At 74.4% G+C, this 17,029-nt stretch carries 17 protein-coding genes and 1 pseudogene; 11 read left to right on the top strand and 7 right to left on the bottom strand.

The annotated features are described in order from the left end of the window. Positions 1–156 precede the first annotated feature (156 nt). The 7 genes from ACN6LD_RS30895 (at position 157) to ACN6LD_RS30925 (ending at position 6,658) form a co-directional block, all read left to right on the top strand. Positions 157–939, top strand: a complete 783-nt coding sequence (locus tag ACN6LD_RS30895) for an ABC transporter ATP-binding protein (RefSeq protein ID WP_319196417.1) — start codon at positions 157–159, stop codon at positions 937–939. Then, positions 936–1,769: an ABC transporter ATP-binding protein gene (locus ACN6LD_RS30900; protein WP_319196419.1), complete on the top strand. Its 834-nt coding sequence runs from the start codon at positions 936–938 to the stop codon at positions 1,767–1,769. Before ACN6LD_RS30895 ends, ACN6LD_RS30900 begins: the two co-directional genes overlap by 4 nt. Then, positions 1,766–2,662: a branched-chain amino acid ABC transporter permease gene (locus ACN6LD_RS30905; RefSeq protein WP_319196420.1), complete on the top strand. Its 897-nt coding sequence runs from the start codon at positions 1,766–1,768 to the stop codon at positions 2,660–2,662. The genes ACN6LD_RS30900 and ACN6LD_RS30905 overlap by 4 nt, the downstream gene beginning before the upstream one ends. After that, positions 2,655–3,767, top strand: coding sequence for a branched-chain amino acid ABC transporter permease (locus tag ACN6LD_RS30910; protein ID WP_445044917.1), 1,113 nt, complete (start codon positions 2,655–2,657; stop codon positions 3,765–3,767). The genes ACN6LD_RS30905 and ACN6LD_RS30910 overlap by 8 nt, the downstream gene beginning before the upstream one ends. Continuing rightward, entirely contained in the window at positions 3,764–5,041 is a 1,278-nt protein-coding gene (locus ACN6LD_RS30915; protein WP_319196424.1) for an ABC transporter substrate-binding protein, read from the top strand. The genes ACN6LD_RS30910 and ACN6LD_RS30915 overlap by 4 nt, the downstream gene beginning before the upstream one ends. A gap of 172 nt (positions 5,042–5,213) precedes the next feature. After that, on the top strand, positions 5,214–6,074 hold the full coding sequence (locus ACN6LD_RS30920; protein WP_319196426.1) for an aldo/keto reductase: 861 nt from the start codon (positions 5,214–5,216) through the stop codon (positions 6,072–6,074). A gap of 335 nt (positions 6,075–6,409) precedes the next feature. Next, positions 6,410–6,658: a DUF5133 domain-containing protein gene (locus ACN6LD_RS30925; RefSeq protein WP_445044918.1), complete on the top strand. Its 249-nt coding sequence runs from the start codon at positions 6,410–6,412 to the stop codon at positions 6,656–6,658. Between the two features lie 120 nt (positions 6,659–6,778). On the opposite strand, the gene tgmB is transcribed toward ACN6LD_RS30925, so the two are convergent. The 4 genes from tgmB to ACN6LD_RS30945 form a co-directional block, all read right to left on the bottom strand. Continuing rightward, on the bottom strand, positions 6,779–7,765 hold the full coding sequence (gene tgmB / locus ACN6LD_RS30930) for an ATP-grasp ribosomal peptide maturase (protein WP_445044919.1): 987 nt from the start codon (positions 7,763–7,765) through the stop codon (positions 6,779–6,781). Positions 7,766–7,782: 17 nt separating this feature from the next. Next, positions 7,783–7,974 carry a putative ATP-grasp-modified RiPP gene (gene tgmA, locus ACN6LD_RS30935; protein ID WP_107445626.1) on the bottom strand — a complete coding sequence of 64 codons (192 nt, stop codon included), beginning with the start codon at positions 7,972–7,974 and terminating at the stop codon, positions 7,783–7,785. Positions 7,975–8,197: 223 nt separating this feature from the next. Beyond that, a complete protein-coding gene (locus ACN6LD_RS30940; RefSeq protein ID WP_319196431.1) occupies positions 8,198–8,497 on the bottom strand; it encodes a YkvA family protein in 300 nt (99 codons plus the stop codon). A 340-nt stretch (positions 8,498–8,837) separates the two neighbouring features. Beyond that, positions 8,838–10,028, bottom strand: coding sequence for a hypothetical protein (locus ACN6LD_RS30945; protein WP_445044920.1), 1,191 nt, complete (start codon positions 10,026–10,028; stop codon positions 8,838–8,840). Positions 10,029–10,700: 672 nt separating this feature from the next. On the opposite strand from ACN6LD_RS30945, the gene ACN6LD_RS30950 reads away from it, so the two are divergent. Continuing rightward, the gene (locus ACN6LD_RS30950) at positions 10,701–11,189 is read left to right on the top strand and encodes a roadblock/LC7 domain-containing protein (RefSeq protein WP_445044921.1); all 489 of its coding nucleotides are present in this window, start codon (positions 10,701–10,703) and stop codon (positions 11,187–11,189) included. Between the two features lie 267 nt (positions 11,190–11,456). On the opposite strand, the gene ACN6LD_RS30955 is transcribed toward ACN6LD_RS30950, so the two are convergent. Further along, positions 11,457–12,134, bottom strand: coding sequence for a hypothetical protein (locus ACN6LD_RS30955; RefSeq protein WP_319196993.1), 678 nt, complete (start codon positions 12,132–12,134; stop codon positions 11,457–11,459). Positions 12,135–12,331: 197 nt separating this feature from the next. Between ACN6LD_RS30955 and ACN6LD_RS30960 the strand changes: the two genes are divergently transcribed. The 3 genes from ACN6LD_RS30960 (at position 12,332) to ACN6LD_RS30970 (ending at position 15,666) form a co-directional block, all read left to right on the top strand. After that, positions 12,332–14,059, top strand: a complete 1,728-nt coding sequence (locus ACN6LD_RS30960; RefSeq protein WP_445044922.1) for a protein kinase domain-containing protein — start codon at positions 12,332–12,334, stop codon at positions 14,057–14,059. A gap of 225 nt (positions 14,060–14,284) precedes the next feature. Next, positions 14,285–14,653, top strand: a complete 369-nt coding sequence (locus ACN6LD_RS30965) for a PadR family transcriptional regulator (protein WP_319196994.1) — start codon at positions 14,285–14,287, stop codon at positions 14,651–14,653. Beyond that, positions 14,650–15,666, top strand: coding sequence for a hypothetical protein (locus ACN6LD_RS30970; protein ID WP_445044923.1), 1,017 nt, complete (start codon positions 14,650–14,652; stop codon positions 15,664–15,666). Before ACN6LD_RS30965 ends, ACN6LD_RS30970 begins: the two co-directional genes overlap by 4 nt. A 23-nt stretch (positions 15,667–15,689) precedes the next feature. Here ACN6LD_RS30970 and ACN6LD_RS30975 read toward each other — a convergent pair whose 3' ends face one another. After that, a complete protein-coding gene (locus ACN6LD_RS30975; RefSeq protein ID WP_445044924.1) occupies positions 15,690–16,655 on the bottom strand; it encodes a DUF1152 domain-containing protein in 966 nt (321 codons plus the stop codon). 113 nt (positions 16,656–16,768) lie between these two features. After that, a pseudogene (locus tag ACN6LD_RS30980) lies at positions 16,769–17,029 on the bottom strand (pyridine nucleotide-disulfide oxidoreductase); the annotation flags it as partial.

Raw genomic sequence — 17,029 nt, forward strand, 5'->3', positions numbered from 1 at the left:
CGCCCGCGCCTGGGCAGCCGCACAAGCCGCCCCGCCCTCCGTTGGTCGCGCGCAGCGACCCCGCCGCCGCGCCTGTACCGCCCCCCGTCCGCCGTGCTGTCGTGAGCTCCCCTTCCCCCGAACGCCGTGCCCACGGGCACGGTCCGAGGAGCCGCGATGCCCCAGGCGCCCCCGCAGGAACGGCCCGCCCTGCACGTCGAACGGCTCGACGTGACGTACGGGCGGGCCCTGTCGGCCCTGCGCTCCGTGTCCCTGACCGTCCCGCACGGCGCGGTGGTGGCCCTGCTGGGCGCCAACGGCGCCGGCAAGTCCACACTGCTGCGGGCCGTCTCGGGCACCCTCCGGCTGCACCGCGGCGCCGTCACGGCCGGTCTGATCCGCTACGGGAGCACCGTCCTGGACGGGCGTGACCCGGTCGCGGCCGTACGGGCCGGCGTCGTCCAGGTCCCGGAGGGCCGCCGGGTCTTCGCCGGACTGACCGTGGAGGAGAACCTGCGCACCGGGGGCCTCGGCCCCGGCCGGCGCGCGCCCGGACGGCTCCGCGAGGCACGGGAGCGGGTGCACGCCCTCTTCCCCGTGCTCGCCGAACGCGGGCGGCAGGCGGCCGGACTGCTGTCCGGCGGCGAGCAGCAGATGCTGGCCATCGGCCGGGCCCTGATGGCCGCGCCCCGGCTGCTGCTGCTCGACGAGCCCTCCCTCGGCCTCGCCCCGCGCATGGTGCACCGGATCGCCGAGGTGATCCGGGAGATCAACGCCCAGGGCACGGCCGTCCTGCTGGTCGAGCAGAACGCGGGCATGGCCCTCTCCCTCGCCGGCCATGCCCACGTCCTCGAGGTCGGCGAAGTCCGGCTGTCCGGGCCCGCCGACGAGCTCGCGCGCACGGACGCGGTGCGCCGCCTCTACCTGGGCGACCCGGCCGACGACCAGGGGGCCGCGTGAACGCCCGCACCGTCCGCACCGCCCGCGGCCTCGCGGGCGACCGGCCCCCTGCGCCGCCCCCCGCCCTGTACGTCGAGGACGTCACCGTGCGCTTCGCGGGCCTGACCGCCCTCGGCGCCGTCTCCCTGACCGTCGCGCCGGGCTCCGTGCACGCCCTCATCGGGCCCAACGGCGCCGGGAAGTCGACCTGCTTCAACGTCCTGTCGGGCCTGTACCGCCCGGAGTCCGGACGGGTCCGGCTCGGGGACACCGAACTGACCGGACTCGCCCCGCACCGGATCGCCGCACTCGGCGTCGCCCGCACCTTCCAGAACATCGTCACCACCGAGGGCACCGTCGCCGACAACCTGATGCTCGGCCGGCACGCCCTGTCGCGGGCCGGCTTCGCCGCGAGCGCCCTTCGCCTGCCCCGGGCCGTGCGCGAACAGCGGGCGCACCGCGAACGGGCCCGGGAGATCGCCGAACTCACCGGCCTCGCCGCCCACTTCGACACCCCCGTCGGCCTGCTGTCCTACGGCGACCGCAAACGCGTGGAGTTCGCCCGCGCCCTGTGCCTGGAGCCGCGCGTGCTGCTCCTGGACGAGCCGGTGGCCGGCATGAACGGCGCCGAACGCGCCCGCACGGCCGAGGCGATCGCCGCAGTCCGCGCGCAACTCGGCCTGTCCGTACTGCTCGTGGAGCACGACATGGGCCTGGTGATGCGTCTCGCCGACGAGGTCACGGTCCTCGACTTCGGCCGGACGCTCGCCCACGGCTCCCCCGACGAGGTGCGCGCACACCCCGAGGTGCTGCGCGCCTACCTCGGCGTCCCCGGAGAGGACACCGTATGACCGCCTTCCTCGACAGCGTTCTCGCGGGGCTCGCCCTCGGCGCGGTCTACGCCCTGGTCGCGCTCGGCTTCGTCGTCATCTTCAAGGCGTCGGGCGTGCTCAACTTCGCCCACGGGTCCCTGCTGCTGTTCGGCGGCTACCTGACCGCCGTCCTCCACGACGACCTGGGATTCGCCGGCGCGCTCGCGGTGTCCGTCCTTGCGACCGCGGCGCTCGCCGGCGCACTGGACCGGCTGCTGCTGCAACGCGGCGACCCCGACCCCGGGGCCGCCCATGTGCAGACCATCGTCACCATCGGCGTCGACATCGTGCTGCTGACCGACCTGTCCCGGCGAATCGGCGGCGATCTGCTCAGCCTGGGCGACCCCTGGGGCGACTCGGTGACCCGGCTCGGCTCCGTGACCGTCGCGGACAGCCGGATCGCCGCGATCGTCGTCTCCGCGCTGGCCATCGGCGGCGTCTTCGCCCTGTTCCGGTTCACGCCCTGGGGTCTCGCCCTGCGGGCCGCGGCCGAGGACACGGAGGCCGCGGCCCTGATGGGGGTGCGGCTGAGCCGGGTGCGCATGCTCGCCTGGTGCCTGGCCGGCGCCCTCGCCGCGCTGGCGGCCGTGTTCCTCGCCGCGTTCCCCGCTCCCGGACTGGAGCGGACCACCGGCCAGATCGCCCTCAACGCGTTCCCGGCGGCGATCCTCGGCGGACTCGCCTCGCCGCCCGGCGCCCTCGCGGGCAGCCTGCTCATCGGCCTGACCGAGGCCCTGGCCGCGGGCTACCAGTCCGAACTGCACGTGCTGGGCGAGGGGTTCGGCGACGTCGCCCCCTACGCCGTGATGGTCGCCGTCCTGCTGGTGCGCCCCACCGGGCTGTTCGGAGCGAAGGGAGCGGCTCGTGTCTGAGCGCATCCCCAAGGGCGCGGGCGCGCTCCTGGCGGCTCTCCTGCTGTGCGCGCCGCCCTTCTACCTCGACGCCTTCTGGCTGCGCATCGGCCTGTTCTCCATGGCCGCCGCCGTCGGCGCCGTCGGCCTCGGCCTGCTCTCCGGAGCCGCCGGCCAGCTCTCCCTGGGGCACGCCTTCTTCCTGGCCGTGGGCGCCTACGGTTACACCTGGCTGGCCGGCGAACCCGGCCCCGGGCTGCCGCCCGTGCTCGCCGCGCTCCTCGCGGTGCTGCTGGCCGGGGCGGCCGGCGGGCTCTTCAGCCCCGTCGCCGGGCGGGTGCGCGGCATCTACCTGGGCGTCGCCACGCTCGCCCTGGTCTTCCTGGGCCACCACGTGCTGCTCACCGCCGACTCCGTCACCGGCGGCTTCAACGGCCGCTCGGTGCCCCCGCTGACCCTCGGCGGGTTCTCCTTCGCCGGCGACGGCTCCTCGCTCGTCGTCCTCGGCGTGCCGTTCGGCGGCGAGGAACGCCTCTGGTACCTCGGGCTCGTGCTGCTGGCGGGCACCTGGTGGACGGCGCGCGGCCTGCTGCAGGGCCGCCCGGGACGCGCCCTGACCGCCTTGCGCGACAGCGAGACCGCGGCCGCGGTGATGGGCGTCGACGTCGCCCGCTACCGCGCGGCCGCCTTCGTCGTGTCGTCGATGTACGCGGGCCTGGCCGGGGTCCTGCTCGCGCTGGCCTTCCGCCGGGTGGTCCCCGACTACTTCGGCCTGGCCCTCTCGGTCGACTACCTGGCGATGATCGTCATCGGCGGCCTGGGATCGGTCGCCGGCGCCGCCGCGGGCGCCGTGTTCGTCACCGCGCTGCCCCTGCTGATGACCCGTTACGCCGACCAGCTGCCGCTGGTGACCGCCCCCGGCGCGGGCGACGGCGGGGTCGGCCCCACCGAGGCGGCGCGCTACCTCTACGGCGCGGCCATCGTCCTCGTCCTGCTGTACGCCCCCGACGGACTGCGCGGCTTCACCCGCCGCGTCCGCGCCCGTCTGCGACCCGGCGCCCCGTCCCCGGCTGCCACGAACCGTCCGCCCGCCTCCGCAGTCCGAGCCAAGGAGCCCACCCCGTGAACCGCACGCAGCACAGACACCGCGCCCACGTCCCCCTCCTCGCCGCCGCGCTCGCGGCCCTGCTCGTCACGGCCACCGGCTGCAGCTCCAAGGCCCAGGGCGGCGGCGGTTCCGAAGGCGCCGACGGCGTCAAGGAGGGCCCGGGAGTGACCGACAAGACCCTCAGGCTCGGCGCCCTCACCGACCTGACGGGCCCCTACGCGACCCTCGGCAAGTCCATCGTGCAGGCCCAGCAGATGTGGGCCGACGAGACGAACGCGGCCGGCGGCGTCTGCGGCCGCAAGGTCGAGATCGTGGTCAAGGACCACGGTTACGACGTGCAGAAGGCGGTCACCGCCTACGCCGACCTGGCCCCCGACGTCGTCGCCCTGCCGCAGGTCATCGGCTCACCCGTGGTCGCCGCGCTCCTCGACGACATCGAACGCGACCACCTGCTGACCTTCCCGCAGGCGTGGGCCGCCTCCCTGCTCGGCAAGGACGCCGTCCAGGTCATCGGCACCACCTACGACGTCGACATGATCGCCGCCGTCGACTTCCTCACCCGGACCAAGGGACTGGCCAAGGGCGACTCCGTCGGACATGTCTACTTCGAGGGCGACTACGGCGCCAACGCCCTGGAAGGGTCCACCTGGGCGGCCGGGCGGGCCGGGCTCACGATCGTGCCGCAGAAGATCAAGGCGACCGACACGGACCTGTCGGCCCAGGTGTCGGCGCTGCGCAAGGCGGGTGTGAAGGCCGTCCTGATCAGCGCGGGTCCGGCGCAGACGGCCTCGCTGGTCGGGGTCGCCGCCTCCCGCGGGCTGCGGGTGCCCGTCGTCAGCAGCGCGCCCGGCTTCGCGCCCCAGCTGATGAAGACCCCCGCGGCGCCGGCCCTGCTCGCCATGCTGAACGTGGTGAGCGCGGCGCCCGCGGTGAGCTCGGACCTGCCCGGAGTACGGCAGATGGCGGCCGCCTACGGCAAGAAGTACCCGGACTCCCCGGTGGACGCCGGCACGCTGTCCGGCTACAACGCCGCGCAACTGCTCGGCGCCGACCTCAAGAAGGCCTGCGCGGCCGGCAGTCTGGCCCGGGAGGACGTGGTGAAGGCCCACCGCTCGCAGAAGAAGGCCGACACCGGCCTCGGCTCCCCGCAGAACTTCTCCGACGTCACGAAGCCCGCCGCCCTGTCCACCTACGTGCTCAAGCCGGACGCGAAGGCGCTCGGCGGCGTGGTGGGCGTCGAGGACGCGCACCAGGCGCCGGGCGTCACCGAGTACCTGGCCGACCGCTCCTGACCGCCCCCGGGCGATTCAGCGGCCCCGCTGCTGAATGCGTTCGGTTATCTCCATTGGACCCGCGGCCGACGGCAGGGCCAGGGTGGAGAGGTCCGGTGCGTCGCGATCACCGTCCGGCGCACCGGATCGCTCCCTGCCCGCCCGCACCCGAGAAGAAGGAGGTCGCGACCCCATGCAGACCCGCCGCATCGGTGAACTGGACGTCAGCGCCATCGGCCTGGGCGCCATGCCCATGTCGATCGAGGGACGACCGGACGAAGCACGTGCCCTGGCGACGATCCACGCCGCGCTGGACGCAGGCGTGACGCTGATCGACACCGCGGACGCCTATCACCTCCACGCCGACGAGGTCGGCCACAACGAGACCCTGATCGCCAAGGCCCTCGCCTCCCACGACCGCGGCGCCGACGTCCTCGTCGCCACCAAGGGCGGCCATCTGCGCCCCGGCGACGGCAGCTGGACCCTGGACGGCAGCCCCGCCCACCTCAAGGAGGCCTGCGAGGCGTCGCTGCGCCGGCTCGGCGTGGAGGCGATCGGCCTCTACCAGTTCCACCGCCCCGACCCGCGCATCCCCTACGCGGAGTCCGTCGGCGCGATTCGGGAGCTGCTGGACGAGGGCAAGATCCGCGCCGCCGGCATCTCCAACGCCGACCCCCGGCAGATCAGGGAGGCGAACGACATCCTGGGCGGACGCCTGGTCAGCGTGCAGAACCAGTTCTCCCCGGCGTTCCGCTCCAGCGAGCCCGAACTGCGCCTGTGCGACGAGCTCGGCATCGCGTTCCTGCCGTGGAGCCCGCTCGGCGGGATCTCCCGCGCCCGCGAACTGGGCTCCTCCTACGCGCCGTTCGCGCGCGTCGCCGAGGAGCACGGGGTCAGCCCGCAGCGCGTGTGCCTGGCCTGGGAGCTCGCCAGGTCGCCGGTGGTCGTGCCGATCCCGGGCGCCAGCAGGCCCGAGACGATCCTCGACTCCCTCGCCGCGACGGAACTCGCCCTGACCGCCGCCGAACTCGCGGAACTGGACGCCGCCGTCTGACACGAGCACCGGGAGGACGGACGTCGACGGCGTCGTCGTGCGGAGCCGGCAGGTCCGCCGGGCTCGGCCTCGGTCCGTGCACCGGCCGGCGGCTCGGCTCGGCCGTCCGCGCGGCGCGGACCGCAACGTGGTGACGGGGAAGGGACTGAGCCCGCAGACCCGCACGCACGTCGAGCACCTGCGCCGCGGCGGTGCGTAACAGCGACCTGCACAGCGCCCGGATCTCCTGAGGGCCCGTGGCCGGATCGCGCCCCTGGGGAGTGACAAGTCCGTGTGTCATGCATGATTCGCCTGAGTCCGGGCACACGCAGCGCACAACAGAGAGAGGGGCGCTCGTGATCGTTCCGGACCCGAAAATCGCCAGGACGTTGCTGACCCGCTACGCGACGCTGAAGATCGCACAGGCGGAGAGGGAGACGCCGCAGGCGGCTCGTGAACTCCAGGACGTGACATACACCTTGTGCGTGCTCATGGGCACGGCCGACGTCCGTGAGGCGGTCGCCGCGGCGGACGCCCTGCTGGAGTCCGCGCCGGAGACGCGCACGCCCGCGGAGGGCTCGGACGGACTGTCCCTGGCCGTCTGAGGCCATGGCCGGCCGGACCGGGCCGTGCGGAGTCCGCCCCCGGACCCGTCGTCATCCGGTCCACGGCATCGGGGCCCGGCGCGGCGGAACTCCCCCGGGTTCCGGTCGCGTCCGGGCGTCTCACGGGGCCGCGGAACCGCACCGGTCGGCGCGCCGGGCGTCGCGTTCCGTCGGCGGCCCGGCCAGCCACTCGGCGATGGTGCGGGCGATGGGCTGTCCGGTGTCCACCTCCACGAAACCGAACTGACCCGACTGGTTGCACTCCAGGAACCACCAGGTGCCGTCGGCGTCCTCCGCGAAGTCGAAGGCCCCGTAGGAGAGTTCCGCCTCCCGCAGATACGTCCGCACCGCCTCGGCCAGGCGCGGCGGGACGTCGGCGGGACGCCAGGGCGTGACGGACGGCGCATAGCGCACGTCCACCACGTCGGGGTCACCGCCGGCGACGGTGTCCTTGCGGGCGGCGAGGAGGCGGTCGCCGACCGCGGTCAGCCGGATGTCGGCCCGCTTGGCCACCCGGCGCTGCAGCAGCGTCGGGCCGTAGGCGACGGCGGCGAAGTCGGCGTCCGGCGGGACTCTGGTGGTGGGCACCGCCCGGGGCGGATCCTGCGGATGCGCCCCGGACACCGGCTTGACCACCAGGTCCGGATAGCGGTCCGCGAACTCGCGGGCCGCCTGCGGGAACGTCGTCACGATCGTCGCCGGCACGGGCAGGCCGCTGCGCTGTGCGAGCCGCAACTGCCACGGCTTGTGCCGGGCCCGGGCGGACGCGTCCGGGTGGTTCATCCAGCGGGCCCCGGTCCCTCGGAGCATGCCGTAGAGCGCCTGCGAGGCCTCTTCCGTCAGCCACGCGGACGGCTGGGGCGCGCGGTCCGCCGGGGAGCCGGGCCGGCGGACCCACACCGACCGCAGCCCCTCGAGGCTCACCAGCCGTCCGGCGGAGGACAGATGGCCACGGAAGGCTCCGTGCACGTACTCGCCGGAGAGCGCGACGGTATGGGTCAGGTCGGCCGGATCGAGCCGGACGACGGGGACGCCCGCGGCGTTCAGGTGCACGACCACCATGTCCGCCGTGACGTCCTCTTCACAGGTCAGGATGAGCACGGTCATTTTTCGTCGGCCTGTGTTCAGTCGTCGAAGTGGGTCTTGGAGCCCGCTGTCGAGGTGGTGGTCGCCAGTTCGCGCAGGAGGGCGTGGTCGCGAGCGGCGATCCGGCCGTCGAAAAGTACGTTCAACTGCATTCCGGGGTCGTAGGCATACGGAGTGGCAAACTCCAACTCAGCCGCGGGGCGTGCGTAGTTGAGCGTGAACGGTTGCATCGTCTCTCCCTCGTCGGTACTGCCTCGATCAAGCGGTGCCGCTGTGCGACGTCACTCGGGCCCGCTGCTTGGTGCTGGGTGGGTGCGCCCTTCAGTCACTTATACGAATCGAACGGGTGGTTGGTTTCCTTACTCTCCGTGATCGTCGGGGAGTTGGGCGCCGAGCAGGGCGTGGAGCAGGGGAGATCGGGTCGAGCGGTGGTGAAAACGTCTTCCGCAGCGGTCAGTCGGAGACCCGCTCGGAAACGTGCCCGGTGGCGCGGTCGGGGGCGCGACGCAGCGAACGCAGGGCCAGCAGCAGCATGCCGATGTCGTCGAGATAGACCGGATCCGGCAGCAGATCGGCCGGAAACACGAAGTACAGGACCGCCCCCCAGAACACCCAGCGCGGGCCGGTGGGCAGTCCGGCCCGTCTGAGACCCCGGCGGGTCCGGATCAGCCGCGTCAGCACCGCGGCGGCCGTGGCGAACAGCGCGACGGCTGCCACCGCCACGACGACGACGAGCGTGGTTGGCGCATCCACGGGTCCTCCCCTGTGGTCCGTCGCGCTACGTCCGGCCTTGCTCTGCGCTTCCTGTCCGGACCCCGGGCAGCGGTCCCTGTCTGTCGGTTTCCCCGCTTCGGGTGCTCGAATGCCCGCTTCCGGCAGGATTACCGCATCGGACGCCGCACACGGGCGCCGTGGCCGAGTGACGCGACCGGCCGGACGGCGGGGCCGGGGTGCACGCAGGCGGGGGCGGGGTGGCCAGCGGCGGCGGGGGCAGGGTGCACGGCGGCTGACGGCCGTCGGAGGGCGTCCGGCGCCGGCCCCGTCGTGAACAGGGCCGCGCGGGACGGTTCGGGCGCGAGGCGCCGGCTCGCGCCTACGGGTGCGTCGAGCCGGCCTCGCCTGCGCCGGGCCCGGGGGCGCCGTCCTGCTCCGGCCCGTCGCCGGGCGTGCCCGCCGGCACCGGCCGCAGACTCCTGGTGGACTCCTTGAACCGCTCCAGGGTGCGGCCCAGCTGCTGGAAGGGCGAGCCGGCCCGCTTGGCCGGCGCCTGCCGCGGCACTCCCGCCGCGTCGGCCTCGGCCGCGGCCTCCCGGTACGCGGCCAGCGCCTCGTGGGCGTGCTCGGCGGCCTCCCGGTACAGATCTCGGGACTCCGTCATCGCCTCCAGCGCGTCCTTGTACATCGCCACCAGGGCGCGCTCCCGGGCGAGTTCCTCCTCCAGCGTCAGCAGCTGCCACTCCTCCCGCAGCGCGGTGAGCGCGGCGTCGCCGCCCTCCGGCAGCGGCCGGGGCAGAGCGGCGAAACGCCGCACGGCGTCCAGCAGCTCGGTGGGGTGCGTGCCGTCCAGGAACACGCTGCGCACCGAGAACGCGGCGGGGTCGTAGTCGGCGGGAGCCGGCACGCCGGGCAGCACCAGCGCACCGCCGCGCGGCACCTCCGCCCCCGACTCCTTCAGAGCCCAGTTCACGGTGCGCAGCTGGTGCGGGGCGGCACGGTGCTCGACGACCCGGTGATGCAGGCCCGTCGGGAGCAGCGGGACCAGTGAGCGGCGGCCCTTTTCGTCAGGTGTCATGGCCTCGTGGACGACGATGTGCACGGCCCAGGTGTCGCGCAGGGCGGCCCGCAGCGTGCGCCGCAGCTCCTTGTCGTCCGCGGGCAGCGGGTTGACGTCGAGGAAACGTTCGCCCGTGACGGTCTCCTGGCCCCACGGGGCGTCCGCGTCCCAGGGCCAGAAGACGCCGGCGGGTGACGGCCAGCGCTGGTCCCAGGGCCGGTCCGCCTCCGCCGTCAGCGTCCACTCCTGGCCCCGGCCCGACCACTCGGCGAGGGTGAGCCGGGCGCGGACCGTCACCTCCTCCTCGGGCTGCCACCTGGCCTCGAAGGCCGTCTCCCCGTCCGGGGTGTCCGCTTCGGGCAGCTCGGCGAAATCCTGCACGGCGCCGGAGTCCTTGAGGGCCTGGAGGTTCTTTCGCAGGACGTCCGGCGCGGTCGGTCCGGTGTGGCGGCCACGGGCCTGCCACACCGTGGAGGGCGTCATGGGCGAATCGGTCGCGGCGATGTGCATGAGTCCATTCGTGAGGGCGGGCGGCCGGGCGGCCGCGCGGCGACGACAGGCGACGGCGCGCGAAGGCCAGTATCGCTCGCCGCAGGGGGTGGGCGGTCCGACGGATGGCGGCGAGGGCGCCCGAGGACGCCCCCGTTCAGGAGCCCCTTCCCCGGCACGGCGCCTGTCACGCGTCCGAATCCGCCCGGTTGGCCGCATCCGCCGTATCCGCCGCATCTGCCGTACCCGCTGCATCCGCTGCATCCGCCACGTCCGCCGGAGACGACGCGTGCAGTGTGTGCGTCGCCCGCCCGGGGTGTGCGCCGTGCACCACGGGCGGGCGCTCCGCACTCATGGGCTCTCCCGGTTCGGGACGGGAGAATGGGACGGCGGACGGGGCCCGCCCACCATCCGCTCAGGGGCGGGCCCCGTCCGCGTGCCCGCGGTCCGCGCCGATGTCCGCCGCGCGAGCGGCTCCCGGACCGTCTTCCCGCCGGGCAGCCTGCGCCCGTGCGTGCGGCCCGCGGACGGTCCGGCCCGCGCCGTCGGGTGAACGGCGGGCATGCCAAAGGAATGTGCCAAAGCCATCGCCTTCGGCTGCCGCGTTCCGTAACCTCTGGGGCACCCGAACCATCCCGCGCCGCACAGCACTTGCTCCGCCCCAGTCGCCAACGCGCCGAAGGGAAACCGGTCATGGCCGTCGAGGTCGAGGTCGCGAACGAACTGCACCGGCTGCGCGCCCGTATGCCGCAGCTCACGGGGGCGCTGGCGGCCGGCGCCGACGGTCTGGTCCTGGCCCAGGACATGCCGGACGTCCAACCGGAGGGGCTGGCCGCGCTCACCGCGGCGGCGCTCGGCGTCGGACGCCGCATGGTCGACCTGGCGGACCGCGGCGACTTCCGCGAACTCCTGGTGCGCGGCGCCGACGGCTACCTCGCGACCTACGCGGCCGGGCCGACCGCCGTGCTGACCCTGCTCGCCGACGACCGGGTCAACGTCGGTCGACTGCACCTGGAGGGGCGGCGCTGCGGCGCACGCATCGCCGAACTCGTGGCCGCCCGGTCCGCGGACCAGTGGCCCCTCGGCGGCGAGGGCGGTCGGTTGCCTCCGCCGCAGGCCCGCGGCCGGATCCGGGGCGCGCTGCCCGTCCGCATCCCACCGCAGTCCCGCCATCGGCCCTGAAGCGGGCCGGGGTTCCTCCATCGGCTCTCAAGCGGGCCGGGGTCCGGCCGCCGGCCCTGAATCCCGCCCCGGTTCCGCCATGGGTCGTGAAGCGGCCCGGAGGCCCGGGGTCGCGCCATCGGCTCTGAAGCCGGCCGGGGTCCCACCGGCGGCCCTGCAACCCCGCCCCAGTGCCACCGGCGGCCCTGAAACCCGCTGATGTCCGGCCGACGGCCCTGAATCCGTCCGTGGTTCCGGCAAGGGCATGATGTCGGCGGAGGGCGCAGGTCAGCCCGCGCCGCGGCCTGATCCCGAGCGCCCGGGCCGCCCCCCGACGGGGCGCCGCCGCACACCGCCCCGTTCCGGGCCGGCGCCGGCTCCCGTGGAGGGCGCGCTGAAGCCGCCGGGGACGAGCCGTGCCGGTCCGACGGCGGGCATCGTGGGTCCCGAAGGAGCGGGCATGTCGTGCGCCTCCCGTCCCGCACCGGAGCCGGGAGCTCCCATGTGGCCGCCCGTACGGGTGTTCGCCTCCGGTGCCGCGTCCGCAGTCGCCGCCGGGTCCGGCGTGCGGGGTCGCGGCGGAGCCGCCCGGCTCAGCACGCGAGTGTGGGGCATCAACGGGGCGCAGGCGGAGCACACTTCGCTGAGCGTCCACACCTGACCCACCGACGGGTCGTGCCGCAGGACGAGGACGACCGAGCCCGCGCAGGAGACCCGGACGTCCTCGTGCGGCGCGCACCGCTGCCGGCGGCACCAGCAGGCGGCGTCGTGATGCACCGCCGCCGCCCGCGCGTGGGCGGCCGCGTGGGCCTCGGCGAAACGGCGCAGGGCCGCGAGGTCCCGGGAGCGCGGCGGCATCGCGCACGCGGAGGAGCAGGTGACCGACGCGGTGCGGTCCCGGTGCCCCACCACGCGGATCGTCCAGCAGCGGCCCGGACGGCGGGCCGAGGGGGCGTCAGGGTGCATGAGAGCCAAAGCACACGTCCTTCGTGGGGAGGGCGGGAGGAGCGGGAGGGAGGGAGCGAGCGGACCGGGAGCGGTTACGGCACGGCCCCGGCGGAAGTGACCTCGTTCACAGCATGCCCGTGGGCGACCGGACCATTCGCGCTGTGCCCCCTCTGGCCGACACACCGCGTGTCGGTCGCTGCCTCTAAGCTCCCTCCATGAGCACAGGGGGAACCCACAGACGCGTCGTCGACGGACGCTTCGAGCTGGTGGAGCGACTCGGCGGGGGAGGGATGGGCCTGGTGTGGCGGGCCCACGACCTGGTCCTGCAGCGCGCGGTGGCGGTGAAGGAGGTGCGGCACGCGGATCCGGACCTCGCCGAGCACGACCCGGCGGCCGCCGGCGTGCTGCGCGAGCGCGTCCTGCGGGAGGCCCGCGCGCTGGCGCGCGTCCACCATCCCAACGTCGTCACCATCCATCACATCGTCGACGGCGGCGAGCACACGTATCCGTGGATCGTGATGGAGCTCGTCGAGGGCGGTTCCCTGCAGGACAGGCTGGAGCGGGGCGTGATGTCCCCGGTCGAGGCCGCCCGGATGGGCCGCGAGGTGCTGGCCGCGCTGCGCGCCGCGCACGCCGTCGGCATCGAGCACCGTGACGTGAAGCCCGCCAACGTCCTGCTGCGCCCCGACGGCCGGCCCGTGCTCACCGACTTCGGCATCGCCGCCGTCCGGGAGTCCGCCGGTCTCACCGCCACCGGCTCGGTCATCGGCTCGCCCGACTACATGGCGCCGGAACGGGTCAGCGGTAAGGAGGGCGGCCCCGCCGCCGACCTGTGGTCCCTCGCGATGCTGATGTACGTCGCCGTGGAAGGGCGCCATCCGCTGCGCAGGGGCAGCACGCTCGCCACCCTGGCCGCCGTGCTGAGCGAGGACGTGCCCGCGCCGCTCAGCGCGGGACCCCTGACCGCCGTTCTCACAGCGCTGCTCGTGCGCGACCCGCAGGCCCGCCCCGACGCGGCCCGGGTCGACCTGATGCTCGCGGCCGTGGCGGCCGCCCCGCCGGCGCCGGGGGTGGTCTTCCCGTCCGCTCCGGTCCCGCCGCCGGGCGCGGCCCTTCCGTCCGCTCCGGTCCCGTCGGCGGTCCGGACTCCGCAGCCTTCGACGACCTCGTACCCCCTCACTCCGCCGGCGGCCCCGCCCGGCGTCGTCACGATCGTCCCGCCTGCCGACGCCCGGCCCCCCGCCCGGCGCGGCCGTGGCGCGGCCGTCGCCGTCGCCGTGCTCGCCACCGCTCTGGCCGGCGTCCTGGCGTGGACGCTGCTCCCGTACCTCCAGGACGACGGCGACGGCGGCGGGAGCGGCGCCGCCTCACCCCGGCCCGGGGCGTCCGCGTCGCAGAGCGCCCGGCGGGCCGCCTCCGGGCCGTCCGCTGCCGCTTCCGACGACCCCTCCGAGGCGGCTTCCGACGACGCGTCCGACACGCAGAAGGTCGACCTGCTCAGCGGGGACGGCGTCAAGAACGTCGTGGCGAAGCTGTCGGCGGCCACGGGCGGGGCGAAGGTGACGAGCCTCGCGGTGTACGAGGAGTACGCGATCGCCGAGGTCTCGGTGAAGGGCCGTCCGAAGCTCTACGACCGGTACACGTACCGCGGTGGGGACGTGGCGGTGAAGGACGGCCCGGGCGGCACCGTGATGAGCGGCGAGGTCCCCGTCGACCTGGACGTCTACGACTGGGACAAGGTGCCCGGGCTGCTGGCCCGGGCCGCGAAGACCCTCGGCGTCCCCCATCCCACCAGCCGTTACCTGCTGGTCGATCCGGCGTCCACGGTCTTCGACACCGAACCGTCGATGAGCGTCTACCTGTCCGACGACTACGGCAGCGGGTACCTCCGGGCCGACGTCAAGGGACGGGTGATCGCGACGTATCCGCGCGACGACGGCTGACGGCCGACGGCCGACGGGCAGCGCCCGCCGCCCTGTGCGCCGCACCGCCGTGCCGACCCGTTGCGTCGAGGCGCGCCCGCATCCGTGCCTGCGCCCGGGTCCGTGTCCGCGCCCGTATCCGGACGCGGGCCCGCGTCCGGATACGGGCGGATCGCGTCGAAGCGGTGTTTCGCCGCGCTGAATATCTCGGGAGCCGATATATTCAGTTCCATGGCATCGAGGAGCATGACCCAGGCCGCATTCTTCGTGCTGACGGCCCTCGCCGATCAGCCGCGGCACGGCTACGGCATCCTGCGGGAGATAGAGGAACTCTCGGAGGGCGAGGTGCAGTTGCGGGTGGGCACGCTCTACGGAGTGCTCGACCGGCTCACCGCCGACGGACTCATCGTCCTGGACCGTGAGGAGATCCAGCAGGGCAGGCTCAGGCGCTACTACCGCGTCACCGACGACGGCGTCCAGGCCCTCGCGGCGGAGGCCGATCGTATGGCGGCCGGCGCCGGAGCGGCCAGGCGCCGCATCGCCGAGGGCCGCCGCGCCCCCGGAACCGTCATCCCGCCGGCCCCCGGGCCCGGACTCGCCGGAGGTCTGGCATGACCGGCACGACGACCCTTCTCGAAGCGCGCTACCGCGCCGTGCTGCGGCTGCTGCCCGCGTACTACCGCGAGGAGCGGGAGGAGGAGATGGTCGAGGTCTTCCTCGGCGACACCGAGCGCGATCTCCAGGACCAGAGCCGGCCGACCCTCGGCGAGGCGGCCAGCGTCGCCGCCCTCGCCCTGCGCGCCCGGCTGGGCACCGCGGCCGCGCCGCGGCGCTACGCGCTGCTCGGCTCGGCGGTCCGGCTCTTCGCGCTCTTCGCCGTGCTGCTCCAGGCGGCCGCCGCGGTCGCCGACCGCGCACTGGAACTGACCTGGACGTCCACGCACGGCCCCTTCGCCCGGGACATGTTCATGTCGGGGTTCTCCGGGCAGGGGCCGGTCGTCGCCACGGCCGCCGTCGCCGCCTGGGTACTGCCGCTGGGGTGGACGGTCGGCTACTTCGCCCTGCTGCGCGACCGCCGCAGGACCGCGCAGATCAGCGTGCTGCTCGCCGCCCTGCCCACCCTCTGGCCGTTCCTCGCGCCGTTGGCGACCGACTTCCCCCCGCCGGATCCTGCCTACGCCACTGCCGCTGCCGCCTTCGCCTGGCTGCCGGCCCTGGCGCTGTGCACCGGCTGCCACCGCGACGCGCCCCCGGCGGTGCTGCCCGTCGGCACACCGGGGACGGTCTACCTCGGCTGCTGTGTCGTCATGGGAGCCTCCGTCGTCGTGCTTCCCGGCGTGGTCGACTCCGTGTGGGCGCCGACCACCTGCTTCGTCCTCGGCGCACTCGGCTGGCTGGTGCGACGCGGCCGCCGGGGCCGCACCGCGGGCGGAGAGGGCGCGCTCGCCCTCTCCGTGCTCGGGCTGCTGGTCCTCACACTGCGCGTGGCCGCCGCGTACACCTGGCTCGGCGTGTCCATGCCCCTGCCTACGGTGATGGTGGCCGGATTCGCCGTCCAGGCGGCCGCGTTGCTGCTTCTGACCGCCGTGCTCGCCGTCGTCGGCGGCCGTGACGTCGCGGCCCGCTGACCGCCCGAACGGCGTGCCCTGTCTCAGTGCGGGAAGGCGCGCGGCTGCCGCAACCGGGGCAGCTCGTCGCGGAACTCCTCTATGCGGGAGCTGATCTGGCGCATCAGGACGGTGTCGGCCAGCCGGTCCAGGTAGAGGTTGCGGCCGGCCAGGCCGGGCGCGTCGACGCAGAAGTACAGCGCCATGAGGGGATTGACGAACAGCTCGCCGTCCTTCGTGCGCTCGGTGAACCGGACGTCGCCGAAGTCGCCGCGCACCGCCGCGGCGACGGACCCGTTGACGATGCTGGGGTGGCCCGGCGTGCAGGCATGGGCGTCCGCCACCGCGTCGAGGTAGAGGGCGCCCTCGGGGCTCAGCTGCGACAAGGAGAACGCGCCGAGGTAGGCGCCCTCCCGGTCGAGGTCGGCCAGGTTCTCCAGCACCAGGGAGTGGCTGATCCCGTGATAGGCGTCCACGCCGAAGCCCAGACAGGCCACCAGGCGCTGGGGGACGTCGTCGAGGCCCTGCACGGCGGCGAGGCTCGCCATGTCCTCCTCGGGCGTGCCCAGGCCGTGCTCGTCGCCGCGCATCAGGATGTCGGTCCCGCCGTCCACCAGGACCACGGCGTCCACCCCGCCCAGGTGGTCCACCAGCGCCCGGTAGGCGGCGCGCAGCGGCCGCACGCCGGTGCGCGGGAAGGCGTACACGGTGGCGGGCAGACCCTGTCGGTCGAGCCAGCGGGCCAGGGTGTGCTCGGGGAAGTAGTCGCCGCGCACGGCGAGGTCGGGGCCGACGGCCGCGACGTCGGGCTGCACCCACACGTCCGTGGGCAGCCCGTACAGATCGGCGAACGAGAGGTTCGCCAGGTGGACTTCCTTGCCCGCCGCCCGCAGCGCGAACGCCAGCGGAAGCCCCGCGTACACGTCGAAACCGCCGCCCGCGCCGGCGACGAGCACCCGGCGCGCATCGCGCAGCCGGGTGAAGAGAGGAGGTTCCTGGAGGGAGAACACCCGGGGACGCTAACAGCCGGCGATCTTGCGGACCAACGGATTCGCCGAAGGCGCGCGTCGGCGTGCGCCCCGGACAGGGCCCGGGACGTCCGCCCCGGGCCCTGTCACCGTGCCTAGGCGCCGCTTTCCCGCAGCATGTCCTCGCGTTCGACGATCTTCACGCGTTCGCGGTTCTGTGGTTTGCCGAGGGCTTTCTCGGCGGCGTCCAGTCGGTGCCAGCCCTGCCAGGTGGTGTAGCGGATCTCGCGTTCGGCGAGGAAGGCGTCCACGGCTTTGGGCTCGGGTGCGTCGGGGGTGTGCAGTCGGCCGGCTGCGTGGTCGTCGAGGAGGTTGGAGACGGTCTCGTTGGCGTCGCCTTTGGTGTGGCCGATCAG

The sequence above is a fragment of the Streptomyces sp. SAS_272 genome (assembly GCF_052543235.1).